This is a genomic window from Oerskovia sp. NPDC057915, from assembly GCF_042887685.1.
Lineage (GTDB): Bacteria > Actinomycetota > Actinomycetes > Actinomycetales > Cellulomonadaceae > Oerskovia.
The window spans coordinates 36,478-57,905 of record NZ_JBHVOS010000010.1; the positions used below are offsets into that span (position 1 = coordinate 36,478).

Here is a 21,428-nt window from a genome sequence, read left to right on the forward strand (position 1 = left end):
CCGGGCGCTGACACCGGAGCCCGCTGTCCTCAGCGCGGTCGACGGCGTGTACCAGTTCTCCGGAGAGTCTTCTTGGGTTCGCCTCGCTAGTCGCATCACAGCCTGTGCACCTTGTCGCCGGGCCAGCAGGGGAACATCCGGCGCAACGGTTATCTGACCCGTGATTGCGGCACCCAACATCGGCCGCGGTATCGGCTCGCCCCCAGTGGCCAACTATTCCTCGAGGAATCGCGCGACTCGAAGTGCGGTGCGTTTGTCGCTCAGCGCCCCCGGTACTCCACACACTCGACGTCCGCGACCGTCGCGGTCGTCGTCCCGCGGCCCGTCGCGTACGGGCCGACCCACACGCCCAGGAAACCGCCTGCCTCGGGCGAGCTGAGCCGGCCGCCGTGCACGGTCGCGACGGCGTGGAAGCCCCGCAGGGTCCGGACCCCGAGCGCGTACTCCTGCCCGACGGCGTGCAGCACCACGTCCACGGGTCCCTCGGACAGGCCCAGCGGCCCGAGTGCGGCGCGTCCCGCGACGACCTCCTCGCCGCCGAGGCGTTCGACCACGAGCACCTCGCGCCCGCCGGCCTCCGGGCTCGGCACGGTGCCCGGCGCGGAACCGGACACCGCGCCCAGCCGCCGAGCCGCACCGGCTGCCCCGCCTGGAGCGGCAACAGCCGCCCGTGTCACGACCGCCGCGATCCATGCTTCCTCGGACTGGCGCACCGCGAGCCCGGCCCACTCGTCGGGCCCGGCGGGGTCGACGTCGACGCGCACGGTCAGGTCCATGTCCGTGTGCTGCTGGCGGCGCCCCAGGAACGCGGGGGTCGCCACGTCGGACAGCGTCGCGGGCAGCAGCGGGAGCCGCAGGTGCCAGGGCCGCTCGGTCAGGGACCAGAACCGGTCCCCGGTCCGTACCTGGTTCCACACCGGAGGGAGCTCCTCGCCGGGCCCGTCGAACGTCTCGTGCACGACGACGGCGCCCGCCCCGGCAGGCCGGCCAGCCTCGGCCGGCGCTCCTGCTTCGTCGAGCCGGCCCTCCACCGCAGGAGGTCCCACCTCCGCGGAGAGCCCCGACCGCACGGCCGAACCCGCCCCCGGGAGCCGCGCTCCGACGTCGGGCAGGGGGAAGGTCCCCGCGACGTGGCCGACGCCCGGGGCGACCACGGGCCACCCGTCCTCCCAGACCACGGGCGCGAGGAACGTCTCCCGCCCGAGGTTGGGGTAGTAGCCGCCGTAGGGGCGGCTGCCGAGCAGGACCATCCACCACTCGCCTGCGGCGGTCTCGACGAGGTCCGCGTGCCCGACGCCGACCACGGGGAAGTCCCGGCCCAGGTGGCGGTGCGTGAGGACCGGGTTCGCGGGGTTGCCCGTGTACGGGCCGGTCACGGTGTCGGCGCGCGCGACCGAGACCGCGTGCCGGTGCTCGGTGCCGCCCTCGGAGGCGAGCAGGTAGTAGTGGCCGCCGACCCGGTACAGGTGCGGGCCCTCGGCCCAGACCGCGCCGTGGAGCGCGCCGCGCCACAGGACGTGCTCGGGGCCGACGAGCGTCCCGGCGGCGAGGTCGAGCTCGCGCAGCCACACCTCGGTCTGGCCCTCCCACTCCCCCGGGTCGGCCAGGCGCGCCGCGGTGAGCCACACGCGCGTTCCGCCGCCGGGACCGGCTGCGTCGCCGGGACCGGCAGCGTCGCCGGGACCGGCAGCGCCGTCCTGACCGGCAGCGTCGTCCTGACCAACAGCGTCGAAGAACAGCGACGGGTCGATCCCCTCGCCCTCGAGCCACACGGGGTCGGACCACGGCCCGGCGGGGTCGGTCGCGGTGACGAGGAGGTGCCCGCCCCGGCCCTGCGTGTGGACGAGCGTCGTGACGACGTAGAACGTCCCGGCGTGGTGGCGGATCGTGGCGGCGTACAGCCCGCCCGACGACGGCACGCTCGACAGGTCCACCTGGTCGGCCCGGTGGATCGCGTGGCCCACCTGCGTCCACGTCACGAGGTCGTGGCTGTGGAAGACGGGCAGGCCCGGGAAGTACTCGAACGTCGACGTGACGAGGTAGTAGTCGTCGGGCGCTCCGCCCGAGCCGGGGACCCGGCAGATGCTCGGGTCGGGGTGCGTCCCGGGCAGGACGGGGTTCGCGAAGGTCGCGGCCGCCGGACCCGAGGTCGGCAGGGCGACGGGGGTCGGCCTGCCGACCGACCTCGGGTCCGGTACCACGTCAGCCCACCACGAGCGGCGCGTGCAGCTCGCGCGTGTGGTCGACCACCCGTACGTCGCCCACGAGGGACACCGGCGCCACGAGCCGGACGTCGGCGCTCGACGCCCCGAACCGCAGCTCGATCGCACCCGGCTCGACGATCCGCCGCCCGTCGCGCCCCGTGAAGGACAGGACGTCGGCGGGCACGGTCGCGCTCACGCGTGCCGAGGCGCCCGCGGCGAGGGGCACGCGCAGGTACCCGACGAGCCGCTGCACGGGTCGCACGACCGAGGCCACGGGGTCGTGCGCGTAGAGCTGCACGACCTCGACGCCGTCGCGCCCACCCGTGTTGCGCACGACGAACGACGCCTCGAAGGACCCGTCGGTCGCGGCCTCGGCCACGCTCACCACGAGGTCCGACCACTCGAAGGTCGTGTAGGTGAGGCCGTGGCCGAACGCGAAGGCCGCGGTCGGGTCGATGTTCGACACGTCGGTCGCCTGCGCGAGCGTCGCGGCCAGGTAGGACGTGGGCTGAGCGCCCTCGGTCCCGGGCACGCTCACGGGCAGCCGGCCCGACGGCGCCACGCGCCCCGACAGGACGCCCGCGACCGCGGGGGTCCCCTCCTCGCCCGCGAAGAACGCCTGCACGATCGCCGCGGCGCCGGGCTCGCCCGGTGCGGTGGTCGCGGCCGCGCCGAGCGCGTAGGGACGACCCGAGAGGATCGTCGCGACCACGGGACGGCCCGTGGCGAGGAGCGCGTCGAGCAGGTCCTGCTGGGCGCCGGGCAGGCGCAGCGACTCGGCGTCGCAGCCCTCGCCGCTCGTGCCGCGACCGAACAGGCCGGCCCGGTCACCCAGGGCGACCACGACGACGTCGGCCTCGCGGGCGAGCTCGACCGCCGCCGCGATACCCGCGCGGTCGGCCGCCGCGACCTCGGCCGTGCTCACGGCCCCGGCCGAGGACGGGTCGGCCGTGCCGTCGAGCGTGATCGCGGGCAGCACGTCGAGAGCGACTCCCGGCAGCTCGGCGCGCAGCGACGCGGCGAGCGTGGGCAGCGAGATCCCGAGCGGGATCTCGGGGTGGGCCAGGCCCACGTGCGCGGGGAACGAGTAGCAGCCGAGCACGGCCATGGGGTCCTCGGCCGTCGGGCCGACGAGCGCGATGCGACCGACGCCCGGGCCGAGCGGCAGCACGCCGTCGTTCGCGAGCAGGACCACGGCCTGCTCGGCGACCTCGCGTGCGAGCGCCCGGTTGGCGGGGGTGTCGAGGTCGACGGTCCCGCGCAGCGCGGCGACCGCGACCTCGTCACCCGCCCCGGCGACTGCCGCGAGCACCTCCCCGGGCACGTCGCGCAGCACGGCCGGGACGGGGTCCCAGTCGGCGTCGAGCAGGCCGAGCTCGACCTTCTGGCGCAGGACGCGCTCGAGCGCGCGGTCCACGAGCGCGACGTCGACGTCCCCGGCCTCGAGGGCAGCGACGAGCGGCTCGCCGAACGTCTTGACGGTCGGCAGCTCGACGTCGACCCCGGCTGCGAGCGCCGCGGCGGCGGCCTCGGCCCAGTCGCCCGCCACGCCGTGCATGATCTTGAGGAACGCGATCCCGAAGTAGTCGGCGACGACGGTCCCGTCGAAGCCCCACGTGTCGCGCAGCAGACCGGTGAGGAGCTCGCGGTCGGCGGCCGAGGGGATGCCGTCGGTGTCGGTGTAGGCGTGCATGACCGAGCGCACGCCGCCCTCGCGCACGGCCATCTCGAACGGCGGCAGGATGACGTCGGCACGCTCGCGCGCCCCCATCGAGACGGGCGCGTGGTTGCGGCCGCCGCGCGAGGCCGAGTACCCGGCGAAGTGCTTGAGCGTCGCGACGATGCCTGCGGACTCCAGACCCTGGACGTAGGCCGTGGCGACGGTCCCGACGAGGTACGGGTCCTCGCCGATGGTCTCCTCGACGCGGCCCCAGCGGGCGTCGCGCACGACGTCGAGCACGGGGGCCAGGCCCTGGTGCACGCCGACCGACCGCATGTCGCGACCGATCGCGGCTGCCATGCGGCGCACGAGCGCGGGGTCGAACGACGCACCCCAGGACAGCGGCACGGGGTAGGCCGTCGCGCCCCAGGCCGAGAAGCCGGCGAGGCACTCCTCGTGCGCGAGGGCGGGGATGCCGAAGCGGTTCGCGGAGCGCACGCGCTCCTGGGTGCGCAGCAGCGACAGCGCGCCCAGCGCCGGGTCGACAGGGTTGGTCCCGAAGGGCCTGGTGAGCTGCCCCAGCCCGTCGGGCAGGATCGCGTCGAGGTCGACGCCGTCCTCCATGTCGTGCTGGTGGGGGGCGACCTCGCCGCCCTCGGCCGACGCGCCGACCCACACCCCGAAAAGCTGGGCCACCTTCTCGCGCAGCGTCATCTCCGCCATGAGGGCCTTGACGCGGGTCGCCGTGCCGACCGACGGGTCGGACCACACGGGGAGGGTCTCCCCGCCGGAGCCGGGCATGGTGGAGGACGGCAGGTTCGTCTGAAGAGTCATCGTGGGGCTACTTTCCGCCGACGCCCATGAGGCCCTGGACCAGGGCACGCCGGGCGAACAGGTACACGAGCAGGATCGGGATCATCGACATGACGACCGCCGCGAGGAGGCCGGGGATGTTGACGCCGTACTGCGTCTGGAAGTTGAAGAGGCCGAGCGTGATGACCTTGGTCGACTCGGACTGGGTGAGGATCAGGGGGAAGAGGAACCCGTTCCACGCCTGCAGCGCCGAGTACACGACGATCGTCGCGACGCCGCCCTTGGACAGCGGCAGGACGAGCTGCATGAACACCCGCTTGGGCGACGCCCCGTCGAGGGCCATGGCCTCGTAGAGCTCGTTGGTGATGTCGCGCATCGAGCCGCTGAGGATGATCGTGCAGATCGGCAGGCAGAACGCGGCGGTCGGCAGGATCACGCCGATCAGGTTGTCGTACAGGCCCACGACCGAGATCACGTAGAAGATCGGGACGATCACGGCGCTCGCCGGGACCGCGAGGCCCAGCAGGAACATCCGGAAGATGCCGGTGGTGGCGCGCGACCGGTTGCGCACGATCGCGTACGACAGCGGCGGCACGAGCAGCACCACGATCCCGACCACGGCGACCGTCACGACGAGCGTGTTGAGGAAGTAGCGGCCGAAGCCCTGGTCGAACGCGTTGGTGAAGTTGTCCAGCGTGAACGTGGTCGGCAGGGACAGGGGGCCGCCCTCGGCGTACCCGGCCTGCGTCTGGAACGACGCGGTGACGAGCACGTAGAGGGGGATCGCGACGATCAGGAGCCAGATCGTGACCGCGACGCCCGCGCCCCAGTTGGGCCGGTTGCGGCTGCCCTTCCCTGCCCGACGCCGCAGTGGGACGCCCGCGCTCGTCGCGCCCGGGCGGGACGCACCACCCGGGGTGGGCGACGTCGTCGGGCCGGAGACCTGCTCCGCGGGGGTGACGCTCAGGTCGTTGCTCATCACACGCCCTCCAGCTCGCTGCGCATCTTGTCGTACCCGGACAGGCGGACCATGACCAGGGAGATCGCGGTCGCCGCGACGACCAGGACCACGGCGATCGCCGACGCGAGCCCGAAGTCGAAGCCGCGGAACGCCTTCTGGTACATGTAGAAGGCCGTGATGGTCGTGTCCGTCCCGGGCCCGCCGTTGGTCAGGATGAGGACGGTGTCGAACGTCGTGAGGCCGCCGACGACCATGAGGATGACCGACGTGATCATGGTGTTGCGCAGCTGCGGGAACGTAATCGCGAAGAACGAGCGCACGCGCCCGGCGCCGTCGATCTCGGCCGCCTCGTAGAGCATGGGCGGCACGGCCTTCGCCGCGCCCTGGTAGATCAGGGCGTGCAGCGGCGTGAACTGCCACAGGCTCACGAACACCAGGACCGCGATCGCGGTCGACTGGTTGCCGAACAGGTTGCCGTCGCCGAAGAGCCACTCCATCTGGGCCGGGACGCCGAAGTTCGGGTCGAGCACCGCGCGCCACAGGACCGACACCGCGGCCGCCGACAGCAGCAGCGGCACGAAGAAGATCGCCGAGAGCACCGCGCGGTTCCACTGGTGGCCCGCGGCCCACACGCCCAGCAGCATCGCGACCGGGGTCTGGGTCACGACGCCGAGCGCCGTCAGCACGAGCGAGAGCCCGATGCTCTTGAGCATCACGGGGTCGTCGAGGAGACGGGACCAGTTCTCGGTCCCGACGAACTCGGGGCTGCCCAGGCCGCTCCACTGCGTGAACGACAGCACGAGCACGAGGACCATGGGCAGGAGGGCGAAGAGCCCGAAGAACAGGGCGGCGGGCAGGGCCCAGACCACGCCCGGGCGACCGACCTGGAGGTCGGCGGCGCCCGGGCGCGTGCGCCCCTGGGGTGCGCGGGTGGTCATGACGATCTCCGTCCGGGGGACCGGGTCAGCGCGAGGCCGGCAGGGACTTCATCGCAGCGATGAAGCCGTCGGCGTCGATCTGGCCGCTGAAGAACTGCTGGACCGCGATCTTGAGCGGGGTGCCGGCAGCCGGGGGGAAGGCCTGGTCCCAGGACATCTGGAAGTGCGGCGCGTTCTTCACGAGGTCGAACTGGAAGGCGGCGTACTCGGGGCTCGCGGCCTGGTCCAGGAACTGCTCGGTGTTGGTCGTGGTCGGCAGGTTGCCGATCGCGAGCTGCGCCTCGACGAACTCGTCCGAGTACATGAGCTTGAGGAAGTCGCGCACGGCGTCCGGGTAGCGGGTCTTGGCGAGCACCGAGTAGAAGTTGTTGGTGTTGCCGGTGATGTTGGCCGCGTCGCCCTTGCCGCCGTCGATCGCGGGGAAGGCCGTGTAGCCGAGGTTGGCGTCGGTCCACGCGGGGTCCACGTCGTAGTGCGTCGAGTAGTTCCACGAGCCCATGAGCTCGAACGCCGCCTTGCCCGTGCGCAGGAGCGCGGGCGAGCCGCCGTCGGTGAACTTCACCGAGTCGAAGTTGGTGCCGAACGCGCCGGCGTCGATGAGCTCGGACAGCTTGTCGAGCGCCTCGTGGCTCTCGGCCGAGTCCCACACGTCGGTCTCGCCCGCGAGGGCCTTCTCGAAGAGCTCGGGGCCTGCGACGCGGTCGAACGCGTACTGGTACCACATGAGGGTCGGCCACTGGTCGGCGCCGCCGAGGGCGATCGGGGTCACGCCCTTGGCCTTGAGCGTCTCGACCGCGGCGAGGAGCTCGTCCCAGGTCTCGGGGGCCTCGATGCCGGCGTCCGCGAGGACCTGCTTGTTGTGGAACAGCATGACGGGCTGCGTGCCGCGCATGGGGATGCCGTAGGGCGTGCCGTCGATCACGGCCGAGTTGAACACCGCGGGCAGGAACGCGTCCTTGAGCTGGGGGTCCTCGGCGATGAAGTCGTCGAGGGGGAGCAGGAGGTCGGCGTCGACGAAGGGCTCGATCGAGCCGCCGCCCCAGTTGAAGAAGACATCCGGCGCCGCGTTGGTGTCGATGATCGTCTGGAGCTTCTGCTGGTAGTCGGCGCCGGGGATGGTGTCGAGGACGACCTTGACGTCCGAGGTCTTGTTGAACGTGTCGACCATCTGCTGCTCGACCTTGTTGGTCGCGTCCCCGTAGACCATGACGTGGATCTCGTTCTCGGGGCGGCTCGACCCACCGGAGTCCCCGCTCGCGCACGCTGCGAGCGGGAGGACCAGCGCCGACGCCACGGCCGCGGCCGTGAGCGACTTCCGCGTTCTTGTGTTCATCATCGAACCCTTTCGAAAGTTTCGGCGTCTGCGCCGAAAGTACTCGGTTGCCCTGGACTCTAAGTCGCGAATCCGCCGCGGTCAACACCGAGTCTGAACCGTTATCTCCTGCGAGAAGCCTGAGAACTGCTCATCGAGACCCCGAAGATCACCCGTCGAAACTTTCCGTCCGAAGCGCTACGCTGACCCGCATGACCGACGACGTTCTTCCCGGCCGGGTCACGCTCGCCGCCGTGGCGGCCGAGGCCCAGGTGTCCCTCTCGACCGTGTCCAAGGTGCTCAACGGGCGCACCGACGTGTCCGCAGGGACCCGCGACCGGGTCGAGGCGCTGCTCGTCCAGCACGGCTACCGGCGCCGCAAGAGCCCCACCGCCTCGGCCCCCCTCATCGAGATCGTGTTCCACGAGCTCGAGAGCATCTGGGCCATGGAGCTCATCCGCGGCGTCGAGGACGTCGCGCGCGAGCACGGCGCGAGCGTCGTCCTGACCGAGTCGGGCACCCGGCACGCCCCCGGGCCCGAGTGGATCGAGGGCGTCCTCGCCCGCCGCCCGCTCGGCGTCGTGCTCGTCTTCTCGACGCTGCCCGCGGCCGTCAAGGAACAGCTCCGGTCCCGTGCCATCCCGTTCGCGGTCATCGACCCCGCCGGGGACCCCGAGCCCGACGTCCCGTCGGTCGGCTCCGCGAACTGGCAGGGCGGGCTCATGGCCACGCGCCACCTCATCGAGCTCGGCCACCGTCGCATCGGCGTCATCACGGGCCCCGAGGACATGATGTGCTCGCTCGCCCGCCTCGACGGCTACCGGTCGGCGCTCGGTACGGCCGGGATCGCGGCGGACCCCGACCTGGTGCGCTTCGGCGACTTCCACCCGCAGGGCGGCACCGACCGCGCCGAGGAGCTCCTGAGCCTGCCCGAGCCTCCCACCGCGATCTTCGCGGGCTCGGACCTCCAGGCCCTCGGCGTGCTCGAGGCCGCGCGCCGCCACGGGCTGCGCGTCCCCGACGACCTCTCGATCGTCGGGTACGACGACGTCCCCGTGGCCCGCTGGTCCAGCCCCGCGCTGACCACGGTCCACCAGCCGCTCCAGGAGATGGGGCAGGAGGCGGCGCGGCTCGTCCTCAAGGCGCGCGACGGCGACGTCACGAACACGCGCATGGACCTCGCGACGAGCCTCGTAGTGCGCGGGAGCACGGCGGCCCGCTAGGCCCCGGTACCCCGGTACCCCGGGGCCGGCGATCCCGCCACCGGGGGCCGGCGTGAGGCTCCTCACGCGCATCTCGCGTCACGTCGGGCCTGCGCGCGTGTCTACCGTGGTGAACGCACAACCCCGGAGGACGCACCATGAGCACCCAGCACGCCACCGAGCCCGCCCCCGTCACGGCCGGGCTCTCGCGCCGCGAGATCCACCACGCCCAGACCTCGTCCCCTGCCCCGAGCCTCTGGCAGCGCCTGCACACCACGCCCACGCACCCCGTCGCCCTCACGGTCACGACCATGGCCCTGGGCATCCTCGCGGGCATCGGCGCCGGAGCGCTCCTCAACCTCTGACGGGACCTACGGCCCGGGCCGCCCGGGACCTCCAGCACGTGAGGTGAGGCTCACCTCACGTCTAGCGTCGGAAGCATGAACCTGGCTGAGGTCCCCCCGGGGGCGCACGTCGTCCTGTCGTCGGTCCGCGAGGACGCCGCCACCTCGCCCGGCGCCGGGGTCCGTCTGCGCGAGCTGGGACTTCGCCCGGGTGCCGGGATGACCGTGGCGCTGCGGACCCCGTTCGGCGGGCGCGTCGTGCTCGTCGGCCGCCGCCGCATCGCGCTCGACGCCGCGACGGTCCGCAGGCTCGAGATCGCGTCGTGAGCTGCCCGCACTGCGAGGGGGGCCCAGCACACGACAAGAGGCCCGACGGCGCCGCTCACCTGCCCGCGCAAGGTCGCCGACGCGGGACCGGCCCGGGTGCGCCGCTCGACGCGACCGACCACCACGCCGCGCGGATCCTGCTCGTCGGGACGCCCAACTCCGGGAAGTCGACGCTCTTCAACCGTCTCACCGGCGCCCGCCAGACCACGCGGAACGCTCCGGGGACGACGGTCGAGCTCGCGCGCGGGACCTGGCGGCCCGGGCCCGGAGGTCGAGAAGGCGCCGGGGCACCTGGCACCGCGGGCACCCCGGGCACCCCGGGCACAGCCCGGACCGCCCTCGCAGCCCCACCGACCCTCGCGATCGTGGACCTGCCGGGCACCTACTCGCTGACCCCCGTCTCCCCCGACGAGGCCGTGACCGCGGCGGAGGTCGCCCGCAGCTCGGCGGGCACGGCGGGTACCCCGGGCGCGGCGGGAACGGTGGGCACGGCGGGCACAGCGGGCTCGGCGGGCACGGCGGGTACCCCGGGCGCGGCGGGAACGGTGGGCGCAGCGGGCGAGACCGCCGTCTGCGTGCTCGTCGCCAACGCCGCCGAGCTCCACAGCGCGCTGTTCCTCCTCGGGCAGGTCGCCGCCCTGACCGACCGTGTCGTGGTCGCCCTGACGATGACCGACGTCGCCACGGTCGACGGCCTCGCCGTCGACCCGGCGCGGCTCTCCGAGCGGCTCGGTGTCCCCGTCGTCGACGTCGATCCCCGCACGGGCCGCGGCACCGAGGAGCTGGCCGACGCGGTCCGGGCGGTCGCGCACGAGGCGCGCGGCGTCGTCGGGCTCCCTTCCGTCGCGGGTACCAGGGTGCCCATGGCCCCGGAGGCCGACGCCGACCTCGACCGGATCGACGCGCTGCTCGGATGGGCCGACGACGTCGTCGAGGCGGTCGGCGCCCACCACGTCGCGACCGGGAGCCGGGCCGACCGGATCGACCGGTGGCTGCTCAACCCGTGGGTCGGGCTGCCCGTGTTCGTCCTGACCCTGTGGGCGCTGTTCCAGCTCGCCACGTGGGCAGCGGCGCCGATCATGGGCGCCGCCGAGGCGCTCGTCACCGGCCCCGTCGCGGGCGTCGTCTCGTGGGCGCTCGCCGGCCTGGGCCTGGGCGGCGGGTGGTTCGAGGGACTGCTGGTCGACGGGGTCGTCGCAGGTGTCGGCGTCGTCGTCGCGTTCGCGCCGCTCATGGCCATGATGTTCCTCGCGATCGGGCTGCTCGAGGACTCGGGCTACGTCGCACGGGTCGCGGTGCTCGCGGACCGGCTCATGCGCTCGGTCGGGCTCGACGGCCGCGTCATCATGCCGCTCATCGTGGGGTTCGGCTGCAACCTGCCCGCCCTCGCGGCCACCAAGACGCTCCCGCACGCCCGGCAGCGCCTGCTCACGGGACTGCTCGTCCCCTACGCGTCGTGCCCCGCGAGGCTGACCGTGTACGTCCTGCTCGCCGGGACGTTCTTCCCCCGGCACACGGGCCTCGTGGTGCTCGCCATGTACGTGCTGAGCGTGCTGCTCGTGCTCGGCGGGGCGCTCGCCCTGCGCGGCACGCTGTTCCGCGACCTGGACCGGGAGCCCCTCGCACTGGTCCTCCCGGCGTACCACGTGCCGCGCCTCGGCCCGCTCCTGACGACCACGGGCCGTCGCGTGCTCGCGTTCCTGCGCGGCGCGGGCACGATCATCGTCGCGGTCCTCGTCGCCGTGTGGCTGCTGCTCGCGATCCCCGTCACCGCGGGCCACACGTTCGGCGAGGTCCCCGTGCACGACTCGGCGTACGGCCGCCTGACCGACCAGGTCGCCCCCGTGTTCGCCCCTGCGGGCTACGGCGACTGGCGCACGACGTCGGCCCTGGTCACGGGGTTCGTGGCCAAGGAGGTCGCCGTCGGGGCGCTCGCGCAGGCGTACGCAGTGGACGAGCCGACCGGGTCGTCGCCGGGCGAGCTCGGCGAGCAGCTGCGCGCCACGCTCGACAAGACCTCGGGCGGGCACGCCCCGGCCGCCGCGCTCGCGTTCATGGTCTTCGTGCTCGCCTACACGCCGTGCCTCGCGACGGTCGCCGAGCAGAAGCGCCTGTTCGGCTGGCGCTGGACGCTCGGGGCGGTCGTGGCCCAGCTCACGGTCGCGTGGGTCCTGTCGGTCGCGACGTTCCAGCTGCTGCGGCTCGTCTGGTGAGCCCGACGGCGTACGCCCCCGCACAGCACCGCACCCTGGCGCGCCCGGTGCTGGCGAGGCTCCGCGCGGGCGACACGACCGACGAGGCCGCGGCCGCGCTCGGCCTCGACCCCGGGCTGGTCGACGCGACCGTGGCGCAGCTCGTCCGGCTGGGGCTCGTGCAGGTCGCGGGTCCCCCGCGGGCCGGAGGCGCCTGCTCGGGCTGCCCGGGCACGCCGGGCACCCGGGGTGCTCTTGGTGCGCCGGGCACCCCTGGCACCCCGGGTGCTCTTGGTGCTCCAGGCACCCCGGGTGCCGCGCCGGTCGCCGGCCGCCGCCTCCCGTCGGCCTGCACGGGCTGCCCGCTGGCACCACGCTCCCGCTGAGTGCGGAGTAGTTGTCGTCGATCGGCCGCCGCGGCGACAAGTACTCCGCACTCAGGGGCCCCTCCGTCCGTCCCGCCCTGGCCGCGGCCGACCGACCACGGCGCGCTCCGCCGTCGGGCGCTCCCGCGCGGCCCGGCTGGTGCTCCCCGCGCGGCCCGGCGCCGCGCCCGGCAGACTCGAAGAAGTGAGCCCCGCACCCCGCGCCCCTCGTCCGGACCGTCGGCCGAGCCGTGCGCTGGGCTGGACGGTCGCCGCAGGGGTCGGGGCGCTCGCGTTCCTCGTGCGGTGGCACCTCGTCGGCGGGACGGTCGGCCTGCGCGGGTATCACGGCTACGACGACGGCGTGTACTTCTCGTCGGCCGTGGCGTTCGTGCACGGCCTCCTGCCCTATCGCGACTTCCTGCTCCTGCACCCGCCCGGCTCGATGCTCGCACTGACGCCCTTCGCGGCGCTCACCGCGTGGACGAGCGACAGCGACGCCCTGGTCGCCGCGCGTGCGGGCTTCCTGCTCGTCGGGGCGGCGAACGCCGTGCTGGTGACGCGGGTCGCGCGCCGGTGGGGCACGCCCGCGATGGTCGTGGGCGGAGTCCTGTACGCCGTGTCGTTCGCCGCGGCGTGGGCCGAGCGCGTGACCCTGCTCGAACCGCTGGGGTCCCTGTGCCTGCTGGGCGGGGTCGTGCTGTTGCTGCGCGGCCTCGACGCGGACCGGCACCCCGCGACCGGCTCCAGGGACGGCTGGCTGTGGGCGGGCGGCGCGGTCCTGGGGCTCGGCGTGACGGTCAAGATCTGGGGTGTCGTGCCGCTCGCGGTCGTGGTCGTCTGGTTGCTCGTGACGGCGGGGTGGCGGGTCGCGGTGCGGGCGGGCGCGGGGGCCGTCGGGGCGGTCGTGGTCGTGGTGGCGCCGTTCGCGCTGGCCGCGGGCACGGACATGTTCCGCATGGTCGTGCTCGACCAGCTGGGGCGACCGCGCGAGACCGACACGGGGGTCATGCCGCGGCTCGCCTGGATCGCGGGCTCGGGGAACGCCGAGTGGGTCCGCACCCCGACGGCGGAGGTCGCCCTGGTCGTGGCCGTGCTGTCCGTGGTGCTCGTGACGGCGGTCGCCGCCTGGGTCGGTCGTCGCGGTCGTCTGTGGGTCGCGCTGCTCGTCGTGCAGACCGTGGTGCTGGTGGCGTCGCCGTCGGCGTACCAGCAGTACGCGGCGTTCGTGGTCCCGGCGCTGGTCCTCGTCGTCGCGGCCGCGATCTCGCTCGTGCCGGCGCGCTGGCGGGAGCCGGTCACGGCGCTCGTGTGCGTGGGCTTCACCCTCGGTGCGGGGGTGACGGCGACGCCGCGCACGGTCCCGTTCCCCGCCGCCGAGGTTCGCTCCCACCTGCCGGACGAGGGCTGCGTCCGTGCGGACTCCCCTGTGCTGCTCGCCCTGACCGACGTCATGAGCCGCGACCTGGCGCGTGGCTGCGAGCTGCCCGTGGACCTGTCGGGGTACGCGTACGACGTCGGGGCGAAGGACGCCGAGGGGCGCCCCGTGCCGCGCGACCAGAACGCCGCGTGGCAGCGCGAGGCGTTGCGCTACCTGACGTCGGGGTCGGCGACGATCCTGGCACGTTCGGTGGGCAACGGGTTCGACGCGGCGACCGTGCGGACCCTCGACGAGACGACCACGACCGTCCTGGAACGGCGCGAGGTGCGGGTGCTGATCCCGCACGGCGAGCCGTAGGGGTCATGGTTTCGCCCTGGGCGTCCGTCGAGTGTGCAGTTCGGGTCGTCAGGGGCGCGAGACGGCGACCCGAACTGCACACTCGACGAGAAACGCCACCTGGGACCCGCGTCCCACTTCCGTAGAAAGTCAGGTTAGGCTAACCTGACATACGACACGGCCGGAAAGCGACATTCTGGCCGTGTCGCCGACCGCGCCCACACCGTGCCGGACGACCGACACCCTCAGGAGACACGCCTTGAAGCTCACGACCAGCCCCCGCAGGTGGACCGTCCTCACGGGCGCCAGCATCGCCGCAGCGCTCGCGCTCACCGGCTGCTCCTCCACCCCCGAGGCCGAGGAGGCACCCGCCGCCTCCACGATCACGGTCGAGACCAACAACGGCGACGTCGAGGTGCCCGTCCAGCCCGTGCGCGTCGCGGCCCTCGACAGCACGTCGTTCGAGACCCTCCTGGCGTTCGGCATCGAGCCCGTCGTCACCCCCAAGCCGCTGCTGCCCTCGACGGGCTTCGAGGCCTGGGTCGACGACGCGGAGGTCCTCGACGCGGGCAGCCACCGCGAGCCGAACCTCGAGGCCGTGAGCGAGGCCGCCCCGGACCTCATCATCGGCGGGTACCGCTTCGGCGACTACACCGAGGACCTGAGCAAGATCGCGACGACGATCGACATCGCACCGTCCGACGACTCCGAGGGCGGCTACGTCGAGGCCCTCAAGGCGCAGACGCTCACGCTCGGCAAGATCTTCGACAAGGAGGAGGAGGCCGAGAAGCTGGTCGCCGACCTCGAGAAGTCGACCAAGGCGGCCGCCGACAGCACCGGCGGCGAGACCGTGTTCCTCGCCTCGACCTCGGTCGGCAAGGTCGACAACGCGGCCGGGCGCATCAGCCGCATCATCGAGCCCCTGAACCTCAAGGACGTCTTCGCGGTCGACTCGGGCGCGCTCGACGACGGCTCGCACCACACGGACCAGGGCCTGGCCCCCGAGACCGTCGCGCAGGCCAACCCCGACTGGGCGATCGTGTTCGACTACGACGCGGCGACCTCGGACGAGGAGTTCACCCCGGCCAAGGACGTCTTCGAGTCGCAGGCCGCCTGGGCCGAGACCACGTTCCTCAAGAACGACCAGGTCGTCTATCTCGCCCCGACCTTCTACCTCACCGAGGGCATCCACGCCTACACCAAGGCGTACGACCAGATCACCGCGGCCTTCGCGGCCTGATCGAACGACACTCCGCCCGGGGCGGTCGCGACCTGTCGCGGCCGCCCCGGCGGCACGTCCCATGAACCGCACCCCCAGCGCCCCCGGCGCCCGCACCGACGGCACCGAAGACACCGACGGCACGGCCGACGCCGCGAGCCCCGTCGCGAGCCCCGCTGCCCCGCCCCGCCGCTCTGCGACGCCGCACCCCGCTGCCCCGCCCCGCCGCGCCGTCCTGCTCCGCCGCCTCGCGATGCCCGCGACGATCCTCGTCGTCGCGGCCCTGCTCGTGGCCTCGCTCATGGTCGGCGGCTACGACATCACGTTCGCCAACCTCTTCACGGCCGACGCGTGGAACATGTTCCTCATCTCGCGCGTCCCCCGGACGCTCGCGCTCGTGTTCGCGGGCGTCGCGATGAGCGTCTCGGGCGTCATCATGCAGGTCCTCACGCAGAACCGGTTCGTCGAGCCCACGACGATCGGCACCAGCCAGTGGGCCGGTTTCGGCATCCTGGTGATGCTCATCCTCGTGCCGGGCGCCTCTCCCCTGCTGCGCATGACGGTCGCGACCGTGTTCGCGTTCGCCGGCACGCTCGCGTTCATGGCGATCGTGCGCCGCGTCTCGCTCCAGTCCTCGATCGTGGTCCCGCTGATCGGCATCATGCTGGGCGCGGTCGTGAGCGCGGTGACGATGTACCTGGCCGCGACGTTCAACCTGCTCCAGTCGATGGACGCCTGGCGCTCGGGCGGCTTCAGCAGCATCGTGCGCGGCAGCTACGAGCCGTTGTGGATCGTGGCGGGCACGACGGTCGCGACGTTCTTCCTGGCCGACCGGCTCACGGTCGCGGGCCTGGGGCGTGATCTCGCGACCAACGTGGGCCTGCGGTACGAGCGCGTCGTGCTCCTCGGGACGCTGGTCGTCGCGGTCGCGACGGGCGTCACGAGCGTCGTCGTCGGCTTCCTGCCGTTCCTGGGGCTCATCGTCCCGAACATGGTCTCGATGGTCCGCGGCGACGACGTGCGCAAGAACCTCCCGTGGGTCGCGCTGGTCTCGGTCGCGCTCATTCTGGCCTGCGACCTGATCGGTCGCGTCGTCATCGCCCCTCTGGAGCTCCCGGTCTCGGTGGTGCTCGGCACCGTGGGCGCCGTGGGCTTCATCGCCCTCGTCCTCAGGCAGCGTCGTCATGTCTCGTACTAGTCCTTCGCCCACGGTCGCGGAGACCGCCGTGCTCCCCGACCAGGACGCCCTGGCGCCCGCGTCGTCGTCGGGCGGGAAGAAGCGGCGTGCCCGACGGCGCCCGCTCACCCCGGGCGTCCGTCTCGCCCTGGTCTCGGCCGTGGTCGTGGTCGCCACGGCCTGCTTCCTGCTCCTGTTCATCCGGGGCGGGTTCGAGTTCGTCCTCGAGCGCCGGGCCACGATGCTGGGTGCGATGGTGATCGCGGCGTTCACGCAGGGAGTCGCGACGGTCCTGTTCCATACCGTGACGAACAACCGCATCCTGACGCCGTCGATCATGGGTTTCGACTCGCTCTACACGCTCATGCAGACGCTCATGGTCTTCGTGTTCGGCGGCGAGGTGCTGGCGCGCACCGAGGGGCTGCCCAAGGTGATCGTGCAGACGCTCCTCATGGTCGCGTTCGCGACGCTGCTGTACCGGTGGCTGTTCTCGGGGCGCTTCGGGAACCTGTACGTGCTGCTGCTCGTGGGCGTCGTGTTCGGCATGGCGTTCAGCAGCGTCTCGACGTTCCTCCAGCGCCTGCTGTCCCCGACCGACTACGACCTGCTCTCGACGCGCCTGTTCGGTCGGATGAGCAACGTCGACGCCGACTACCTGCCGTTCGCCGCGATCGTGTGCGTCGCGGTGGGGGTCGTGGTGTGGCGCCGCCGCTTCCGGCTCGACACGCTCACCCTGGGCCGTGACACCGCGACGAACCTCGGGATCGACCACAAGCGCGAGCTGACGATCGTGCTCATGCTCGTGGCGCTGCTCATCTCGATGTCCACGGCGCTCGTGGGGCCGATGACGTTCTTCGGGTTCGTGATCGCGACGCTCGCGTACCGGGTCACGGGCAGCCACAAGCACCAGTTCGTGCTGCCCATGGCGTTCCTGCTGGGGCTGGTGACGCTCGTGGTCGGCCAGTTCGTCATGCAGCACGTGTTCTACGCCGCGGGCCTGCTGACGGTCATCATCGAGTTCGTCGGCGGCATCGTCTTCCTGTTCCTCCTCCTGCGAAGGGGCTCGCTGTGATCGAGTTCGCCAACGTCACCAAGGACTACCTCGACCAGCGCGTCCTGGGCCCCGTCTCCGGCACGATCGCCGAGGGCGGCATCACGTCCCTCGTCGGGCCCAACGGCGCCGGGAAGTCGACGCTCCTGACGATCATCGGCCGCCTGCTCCAGCCGTCGTCGGGCGAGATCTCGGTCGCGGGCCTCGACGTGCACACCACGAGGTCCGACGTCCTCGCGAAGCGGCTGTCGATCCTGCGGCAGGAGAACCACTTCACGGCGCGGCTCACGGTCCGGGACCTGGTCGGGTTCGGGCGCTTCCCGTACTCGAAGGGGCGCCTGGGGCCCGAGGACCAGGTCAAGATCGACGAGGCCGTCGCGTTCCTCCACCTCGAGGACTTCCAGGGCCGCTTCCTCGACGAGCTCTCGGGCGGTCAGAAGCAGCGCGCGTTCGTCGCGATGGTGCTCGCCCAGGACACGGACTACGTCCTGCTCGACGAGCCGCTCAACAACCTCGACATGAAGCACTCGGTGCTCATGATGCGCCAGCTCCGGCGGGCCGCGGACGAGCTGGGCAAGACGATCGTGCTCATCATCCACGACATCAACTTCGCGGCGGCGTACTCGGACCGCATCGTCGCGCTGCGCGACGGGCAGATCGCCGCGGCGGGGACGGTCGACGAGATCATGCAGGACGACGTCCTGTCGATGATCTTCGACACCCCCTGCACGGTGCACCACGTCGGCGGGCACCCCACCGCGCACTACCACCGGTAGTGGGGATCACGCGGGGGGCGGCCCCGGCAGACGCTCGACGTCGACGCCCCGGCCCCCGGAGGGCCCGGTGACGCCGGCACCCACGGGGCCGCCGGCACCCACCGGGCCGCCCGACCCGGCCGGGACGTGGCTCCAGTGGGGCAGCCCCTCGCAGGACGCGCTCGTCGTGCGCCCCGAGGACCCGCCCGACGACGCGGGCTTCGTCCTCGCGGGCGGCCCGTCGCGGACGCACCAGCCGGTGGTGTGGCTCGAGCACGCCCACCGGACGCACGAGGTGCTCGTCCCGCTCTCGGGGCTCCTGACCGTCCAGTCGGGCGATGACGTGTGGGCGCTCCCGCCGCGGCACGGCCTGTGGATCCCGGCAGGGCTCCCCCACGCCGTGCGGGCAGGTCCGGACAGCCGGTTCCTCACGGTCTACCTCGATCCTTCGCACTCGCGCGACCTGGGGGTCGAACCCGTCACCGTCGCCGCGAGCACCCTCTTCACAGAGCTGGTCCTGCATCTGACGTCGCAGGACATGCCCGACGAGGCGCGCCATCACGCCGAGCAGGTCGCGATCCACCTCCTGGCGCCCGTGACGCCGTCGACCCGCATCACGGTCCCGACCGTCGAGCCGGTCGCGCGGATCGTGCACGACCTCCTGGACGATCCCGGCGACGACCGCACGCTGGCCCAGTGGGCACGGCACGTGGGACTGAGCACGAGCACCCTGGGCCGGGTCTTCCGCAGCGCGTCGGGCCAGCCGTTCGGGCGGTGGCGGCTGCACCTGCGGATGAACGTCGCGATGGCCCGGCTCTCCGAGGGGGCCCTGGTGAGCGACGTGGCCGACGCCGTCGGGTACACCTCGACGAGCGCGTTCGTCGCGGTGTTCCGGCGCGAGACGGGCACGACCCCCGGGGCCTTCCGGGACGCGGCCCGGTCTGCGGACGAGTCGCCTCGCCGGGCGGAGACGCGCTCCCCGGTCCTCGCGGACGGGCCCAGGGGTGCCCGTTCGTCACAGGCCGGAAGCCGCCGACCTGGGCGTTGACCGGATCGCGACATCCGGCGACCAGATCGCGTGATTGTGCGCCGGTTGTCCGTTGCCTAGAGTGACGACACGAAGGTAAGCCTTACCAAACTTCCTCGCGCGGGCCGTTCCCGACCCCGAGGAGTCCCGTCCCGTGGGCCGTCCCCGCCGTGCCCACGAGCTCCCCCGAAAGCGAAGACCGTGACCGTGACCGCTCCCCTGTCCACCTCCCCGCAGCACGCACCGCAGCGCACTCCTCACCGCCGCCGCGCGAGCGCCGTCTGGGCCACCGCCGTCGGCACGGCGCTGCTGCTCACCGCCTGCTCGTCGGGCTCCGACGCCTCGGACGCCGGAGGTGCCGCCGAGACCTCGGGCGCGGCCGGCACCTGGTCCTACACCGACGCGCGCGGCGAGACCGTGAGCCTCGACGAGGTCCCCGACCGCATCATCGCGACCGCCGACACCGCGCCCGTGCTCCTCGAGTACGGGATCCGTCCCGTCGGGATCATCGGCTTCTCGCGGCTGTCCGAGGAAGCGCTCGCGTCGTTCGACTTCGAGGGCATCGAGCGCATCTCCGAGACCGACACCGACATCAGCCTCGAGAAGGTCCTCGCGGCGGACGCCGACCTGGTCCTCGACATCTGGAGCTCCTACAACGGCGGGAACTTCGGCAGCATCTGGGGCGACGACATCGAGCGCGTCGAGAGCGTCGTGCCCATGGTGGGCGTCAACATCATCGACGGCGCGGCCGCCACCCTCGCCGACTTCCAGGAGGTCGTCCTCAGCCTGGGCGGCTCCGAGACGTCGCCCGTCTACGCCGAGGAGAGCGCCGAGCTCGCCGAGCTGAGCGAGAAGGTCAAGGCCCTCGCGGCGACCAAGACCGACGTCGCGGTCGCCTACGCGATCCCGCTCGAGACGAGCGTCGACTACGCGGTCCCGACGTGGACCCCGCTGGGCAGCACGCTCGTCGACCTGGGCGTGACGTTCACCGAGCTCGACAGCGAGGACGGCTTCTGGGCGTCGGCCAGCTGGGAGGAGCCGGGGGCATACCCGGCCGACCTCATCCTGGTGCCCTCGACGTGGGCGGACGCGACGCAGCTCGAGACCCCGACGTTCACGGCGCTGCCGGCCGTGGCGTCGGGCCAGCTCGCACAGGTCGAGCTGCGCACGGGCTACTCCCTGACGGGGATCACCTCGCAGCTCGAGGCGTTCCTCGCGGCCTACGAGCCGGCCACGCACGTCACGGGCTGAGCCCGCCGGGCCGCCCGGCCGCCCGGCCACCGGCCAGCAGGCCGCCCGGCCCGGTGGCCCCGGCGGGCGGGGCGGGCCCCGGCCCCGGCCCCGGCCCCGGCCCCGGCCGAAGCCGACCCTGCGTCAGACCGCTCCTCCCGGCGCCCTCCACTCGATCGTGTGGAGGGCGTCGCTGCGTGGCCGCTGGACGGCTCCGTTCTCGCCGAGCGCGCGGATCCAGGCGTCGTCCCCGTAGAACCCGGGCATCCCGTACGGCAGGTCTCCGCGCGGGATCGGTGCGTAGTCGCTCTCCTCGAAGGTCGCGCCGTAGGTGGGGACTGTCGCGTCGCCGTCGGGGTCCGGGGTCACGACGCCCCGCAGGTCGCCGACCGCGTCGCGCCACGCGTCGAGCAGCGCCTTGGGGTCGCGGCTGGAGGGGTGCGGGACCTTGTGCACGGGGACGTTCGGGGCACCCTCCCAGCGCGCCAGCGCGTCGCGCGCCTGGGCCCCGAACGCGACGACCGCCTGGAGACCGGGCCCCGTGACGGCGTCGAACAGCTCGTTGCGCCAGCGTGTGTGCTCGGGGGCCCGGAGGATCTCGCGCGCGGCCTCGTCGGCGCGCGACGGCAGCGTCGCGTACGCGTAGGCGTTGAGGCACACGTAGCTGCGCGTCAGCCCGAGCTTCGTGAGGAAGCCCTGGACGCGCTGGCCCGCGTTGCCGACGAGGGACCGACCGGCGATGCGTTCGGTGGGGCCGGGGTCCGACGCGATGACGAGCAGGCGCGCGGACCGGTCGAGGCGCCCCCGGTAGAAGACGGGGCCCCAGTCGTGCCAGAACAGCGCGGCGTGCTCGCCGTAGCCCGGTAGCCGCTCGAAGATCTCGGCGATCTCGGGTGGCGGTCCCGGGTCGTGGTCGGTGCTCATGCCGTCCCTC

General features: G+C 72.9%; 18 protein-coding genes. 12 read left to right on the forward strand and 6 right to left on the reverse strand.

The annotated features are described in order from the left end of the window. Window positions 1–260: 260 nt before the first annotated feature. The 5 genes from ACFVQ3_RS08510 to ACFVQ3_RS08530 are packed head-to-tail and all read right to left on the reverse strand — an operon-like array spanning window position 261 to window position 7,909. Window positions 261–2,201, reverse strand: a complete 1,941-nt coding sequence (locus ACFVQ3_RS08510) for a family 43 glycosylhydrolase (RefSeq protein WP_387637483.1) — start codon at window positions 2,199–2,201, stop codon at window positions 261–263. Between the two features lies 1 nt (window position 2,202). Next, on the reverse strand, window positions 2,203–4,698 hold the full coding sequence (locus ACFVQ3_RS08515; protein ID WP_387637485.1) for a beta-glucosidase: 2,496 nt from the start codon (window positions 4,696–4,698) through the stop codon (window positions 2,203–2,205). A 7-nt stretch (window positions 4,699–4,705) separates the two neighbouring features. Then, complete coding sequence (locus tag ACFVQ3_RS08520) at window positions 4,706–5,656, reverse strand: carbohydrate ABC transporter permease (protein ID WP_387637487.1); 951 nt, start codon at window positions 5,654–5,656, stop codon at window positions 4,706–4,708. Continuing rightward, the gene (locus tag ACFVQ3_RS08525) at window positions 5,656–6,576 is read right to left on the reverse strand and encodes a carbohydrate ABC transporter permease (protein ID WP_387637490.1); all 921 of its coding nucleotides are present in this window, start codon (window positions 6,574–6,576) and stop codon (window positions 5,656–5,658) included. Before ACFVQ3_RS08525 ends, ACFVQ3_RS08520 begins: the two co-directional genes overlap by 1 nt. 25 nt (window positions 6,577–6,601) lie before the next feature. Further along, window positions 6,602–7,909 (reverse strand): ABC transporter substrate-binding protein, encoded by a 1,308-nt coding sequence (locus tag ACFVQ3_RS08530; RefSeq protein ID WP_387637493.1) that lies wholly within the window; start codon window positions 7,907–7,909, stop codon window positions 6,602–6,604. A 191-nt stretch (window positions 7,910–8,100) separates the two neighbouring features. Here ACFVQ3_RS08530 and ACFVQ3_RS08535 point away from each other — a divergent pair, with 191 nt between their 5' ends. The 12 genes from ACFVQ3_RS08535 to ACFVQ3_RS08590 all read left to right on the forward strand — a co-directional run bounded on the left by ACFVQ3_RS08535 (window position 8,101) and on the right by ACFVQ3_RS08590 (window position 20,515). After that, window positions 8,101–9,111 (forward strand): LacI family DNA-binding transcriptional regulator, encoded by a 1,011-nt coding sequence (locus ACFVQ3_RS08535; protein WP_387637495.1) that lies wholly within the window; start codon window positions 8,101–8,103, stop codon window positions 9,109–9,111. A 137-nt stretch (window positions 9,112–9,248) separates the two neighbouring features. After that, window positions 9,249–9,455 (forward strand): hypothetical protein, encoded by a 207-nt coding sequence (locus ACFVQ3_RS08540; RefSeq protein ID WP_387637497.1) that lies wholly within the window; start codon window positions 9,249–9,251, stop codon window positions 9,453–9,455. Window positions 9,456–9,530: 75 nt separating this feature from the next. Further along, window positions 9,531–9,761: a FeoA family protein gene (locus ACFVQ3_RS08545; protein ID WP_387637500.1), complete on the forward strand. Its 231-nt coding sequence runs from the start codon at window positions 9,531–9,533 to the stop codon at window positions 9,759–9,761. Beyond that, window positions 9,758–11,974 carry a ferrous iron transporter B gene (locus ACFVQ3_RS08550; RefSeq protein ID WP_387637503.1) on the forward strand — a complete coding sequence of 739 codons (2,217 nt, stop codon included), beginning with the start codon at window positions 9,758–9,760 and terminating at the stop codon, window positions 11,972–11,974. Before ACFVQ3_RS08545 ends, ACFVQ3_RS08550 begins: the two co-directional genes overlap by 4 nt. Then, entirely contained in the window at window positions 11,971–12,339 is a 369-nt protein-coding gene (locus ACFVQ3_RS08555; RefSeq protein WP_387637505.1) for a hypothetical protein, read from the forward strand. Before ACFVQ3_RS08550 ends, ACFVQ3_RS08555 begins: the two co-directional genes overlap by 4 nt. 184 nt (window positions 12,340–12,523) lie before the next feature. Then, window positions 12,524–14,056, forward strand: a complete 1,533-nt coding sequence (locus tag ACFVQ3_RS08560) for a glycosyltransferase 87 family protein (RefSeq protein ID WP_387637508.1) — start codon at window positions 12,524–12,526, stop codon at window positions 14,054–14,056. A 238-nt stretch (window positions 14,057–14,294) separates the two neighbouring features. Next, window positions 14,295–15,275: a siderophore ABC transporter substrate-binding protein gene (locus tag ACFVQ3_RS08565; RefSeq protein WP_387637511.1), complete on the forward strand. Its 981-nt coding sequence runs from the start codon at window positions 14,295–14,297 to the stop codon at window positions 15,273–15,275. 61 nt (window positions 15,276–15,336) lie between these two features. Continuing rightward, the gene (locus ACFVQ3_RS08570) at window positions 15,337–16,452 is read left to right on the forward strand and encodes an ABC transporter permease (RefSeq protein ID WP_387637513.1); all 1,116 of its coding nucleotides are present in this window, start codon (window positions 15,337–15,339) and stop codon (window positions 16,450–16,452) included. Window positions 16,453–16,480: 28 nt separating this feature from the next. Then, complete coding sequence (locus tag ACFVQ3_RS08575; RefSeq protein ID WP_387637515.1) at window positions 16,481–17,503, forward strand: iron chelate uptake ABC transporter family permease subunit; 1,023 nt, start codon at window positions 16,481–16,483, stop codon at window positions 17,501–17,503. Continuing rightward, a complete protein-coding gene (locus ACFVQ3_RS08580) occupies window positions 17,500–18,258 on the forward strand; it encodes an ABC transporter ATP-binding protein (protein ID WP_387637517.1) in 759 nt (252 codons plus the stop codon). Before ACFVQ3_RS08575 ends, ACFVQ3_RS08580 begins: the two co-directional genes overlap by 4 nt. Before the next feature lie 67 nt (window positions 18,259–18,325). Beyond that, complete coding sequence (locus ACFVQ3_RS08585; RefSeq protein ID WP_387637520.1) at window positions 18,326–19,285, forward strand: AraC family transcriptional regulator; 960 nt, start codon at window positions 18,326–18,328, stop codon at window positions 19,283–19,285. Window positions 19,286–19,471: 186 nt separating this feature from the next. After that, window positions 19,472–20,515 carry a hypothetical protein gene (locus tag ACFVQ3_RS08590; protein WP_387637522.1) on the forward strand — a complete coding sequence of 348 codons (1,044 nt, stop codon included), beginning with the start codon at window positions 19,472–19,474 and terminating at the stop codon, window positions 20,513–20,515. A 123-nt stretch (window positions 20,516–20,638) separates the two neighbouring features. On the opposite strand, the gene ACFVQ3_RS08595 is transcribed toward ACFVQ3_RS08590, so the two are convergent. Next, a complete protein-coding gene (locus tag ACFVQ3_RS08595) occupies window positions 20,639–21,418 on the reverse strand; it encodes a uracil-DNA glycosylase family protein (protein WP_387637524.1) in 780 nt (259 codons plus the stop codon). Between the last annotated feature and the right edge of the window lie 10 nt (window positions 21,419–21,428).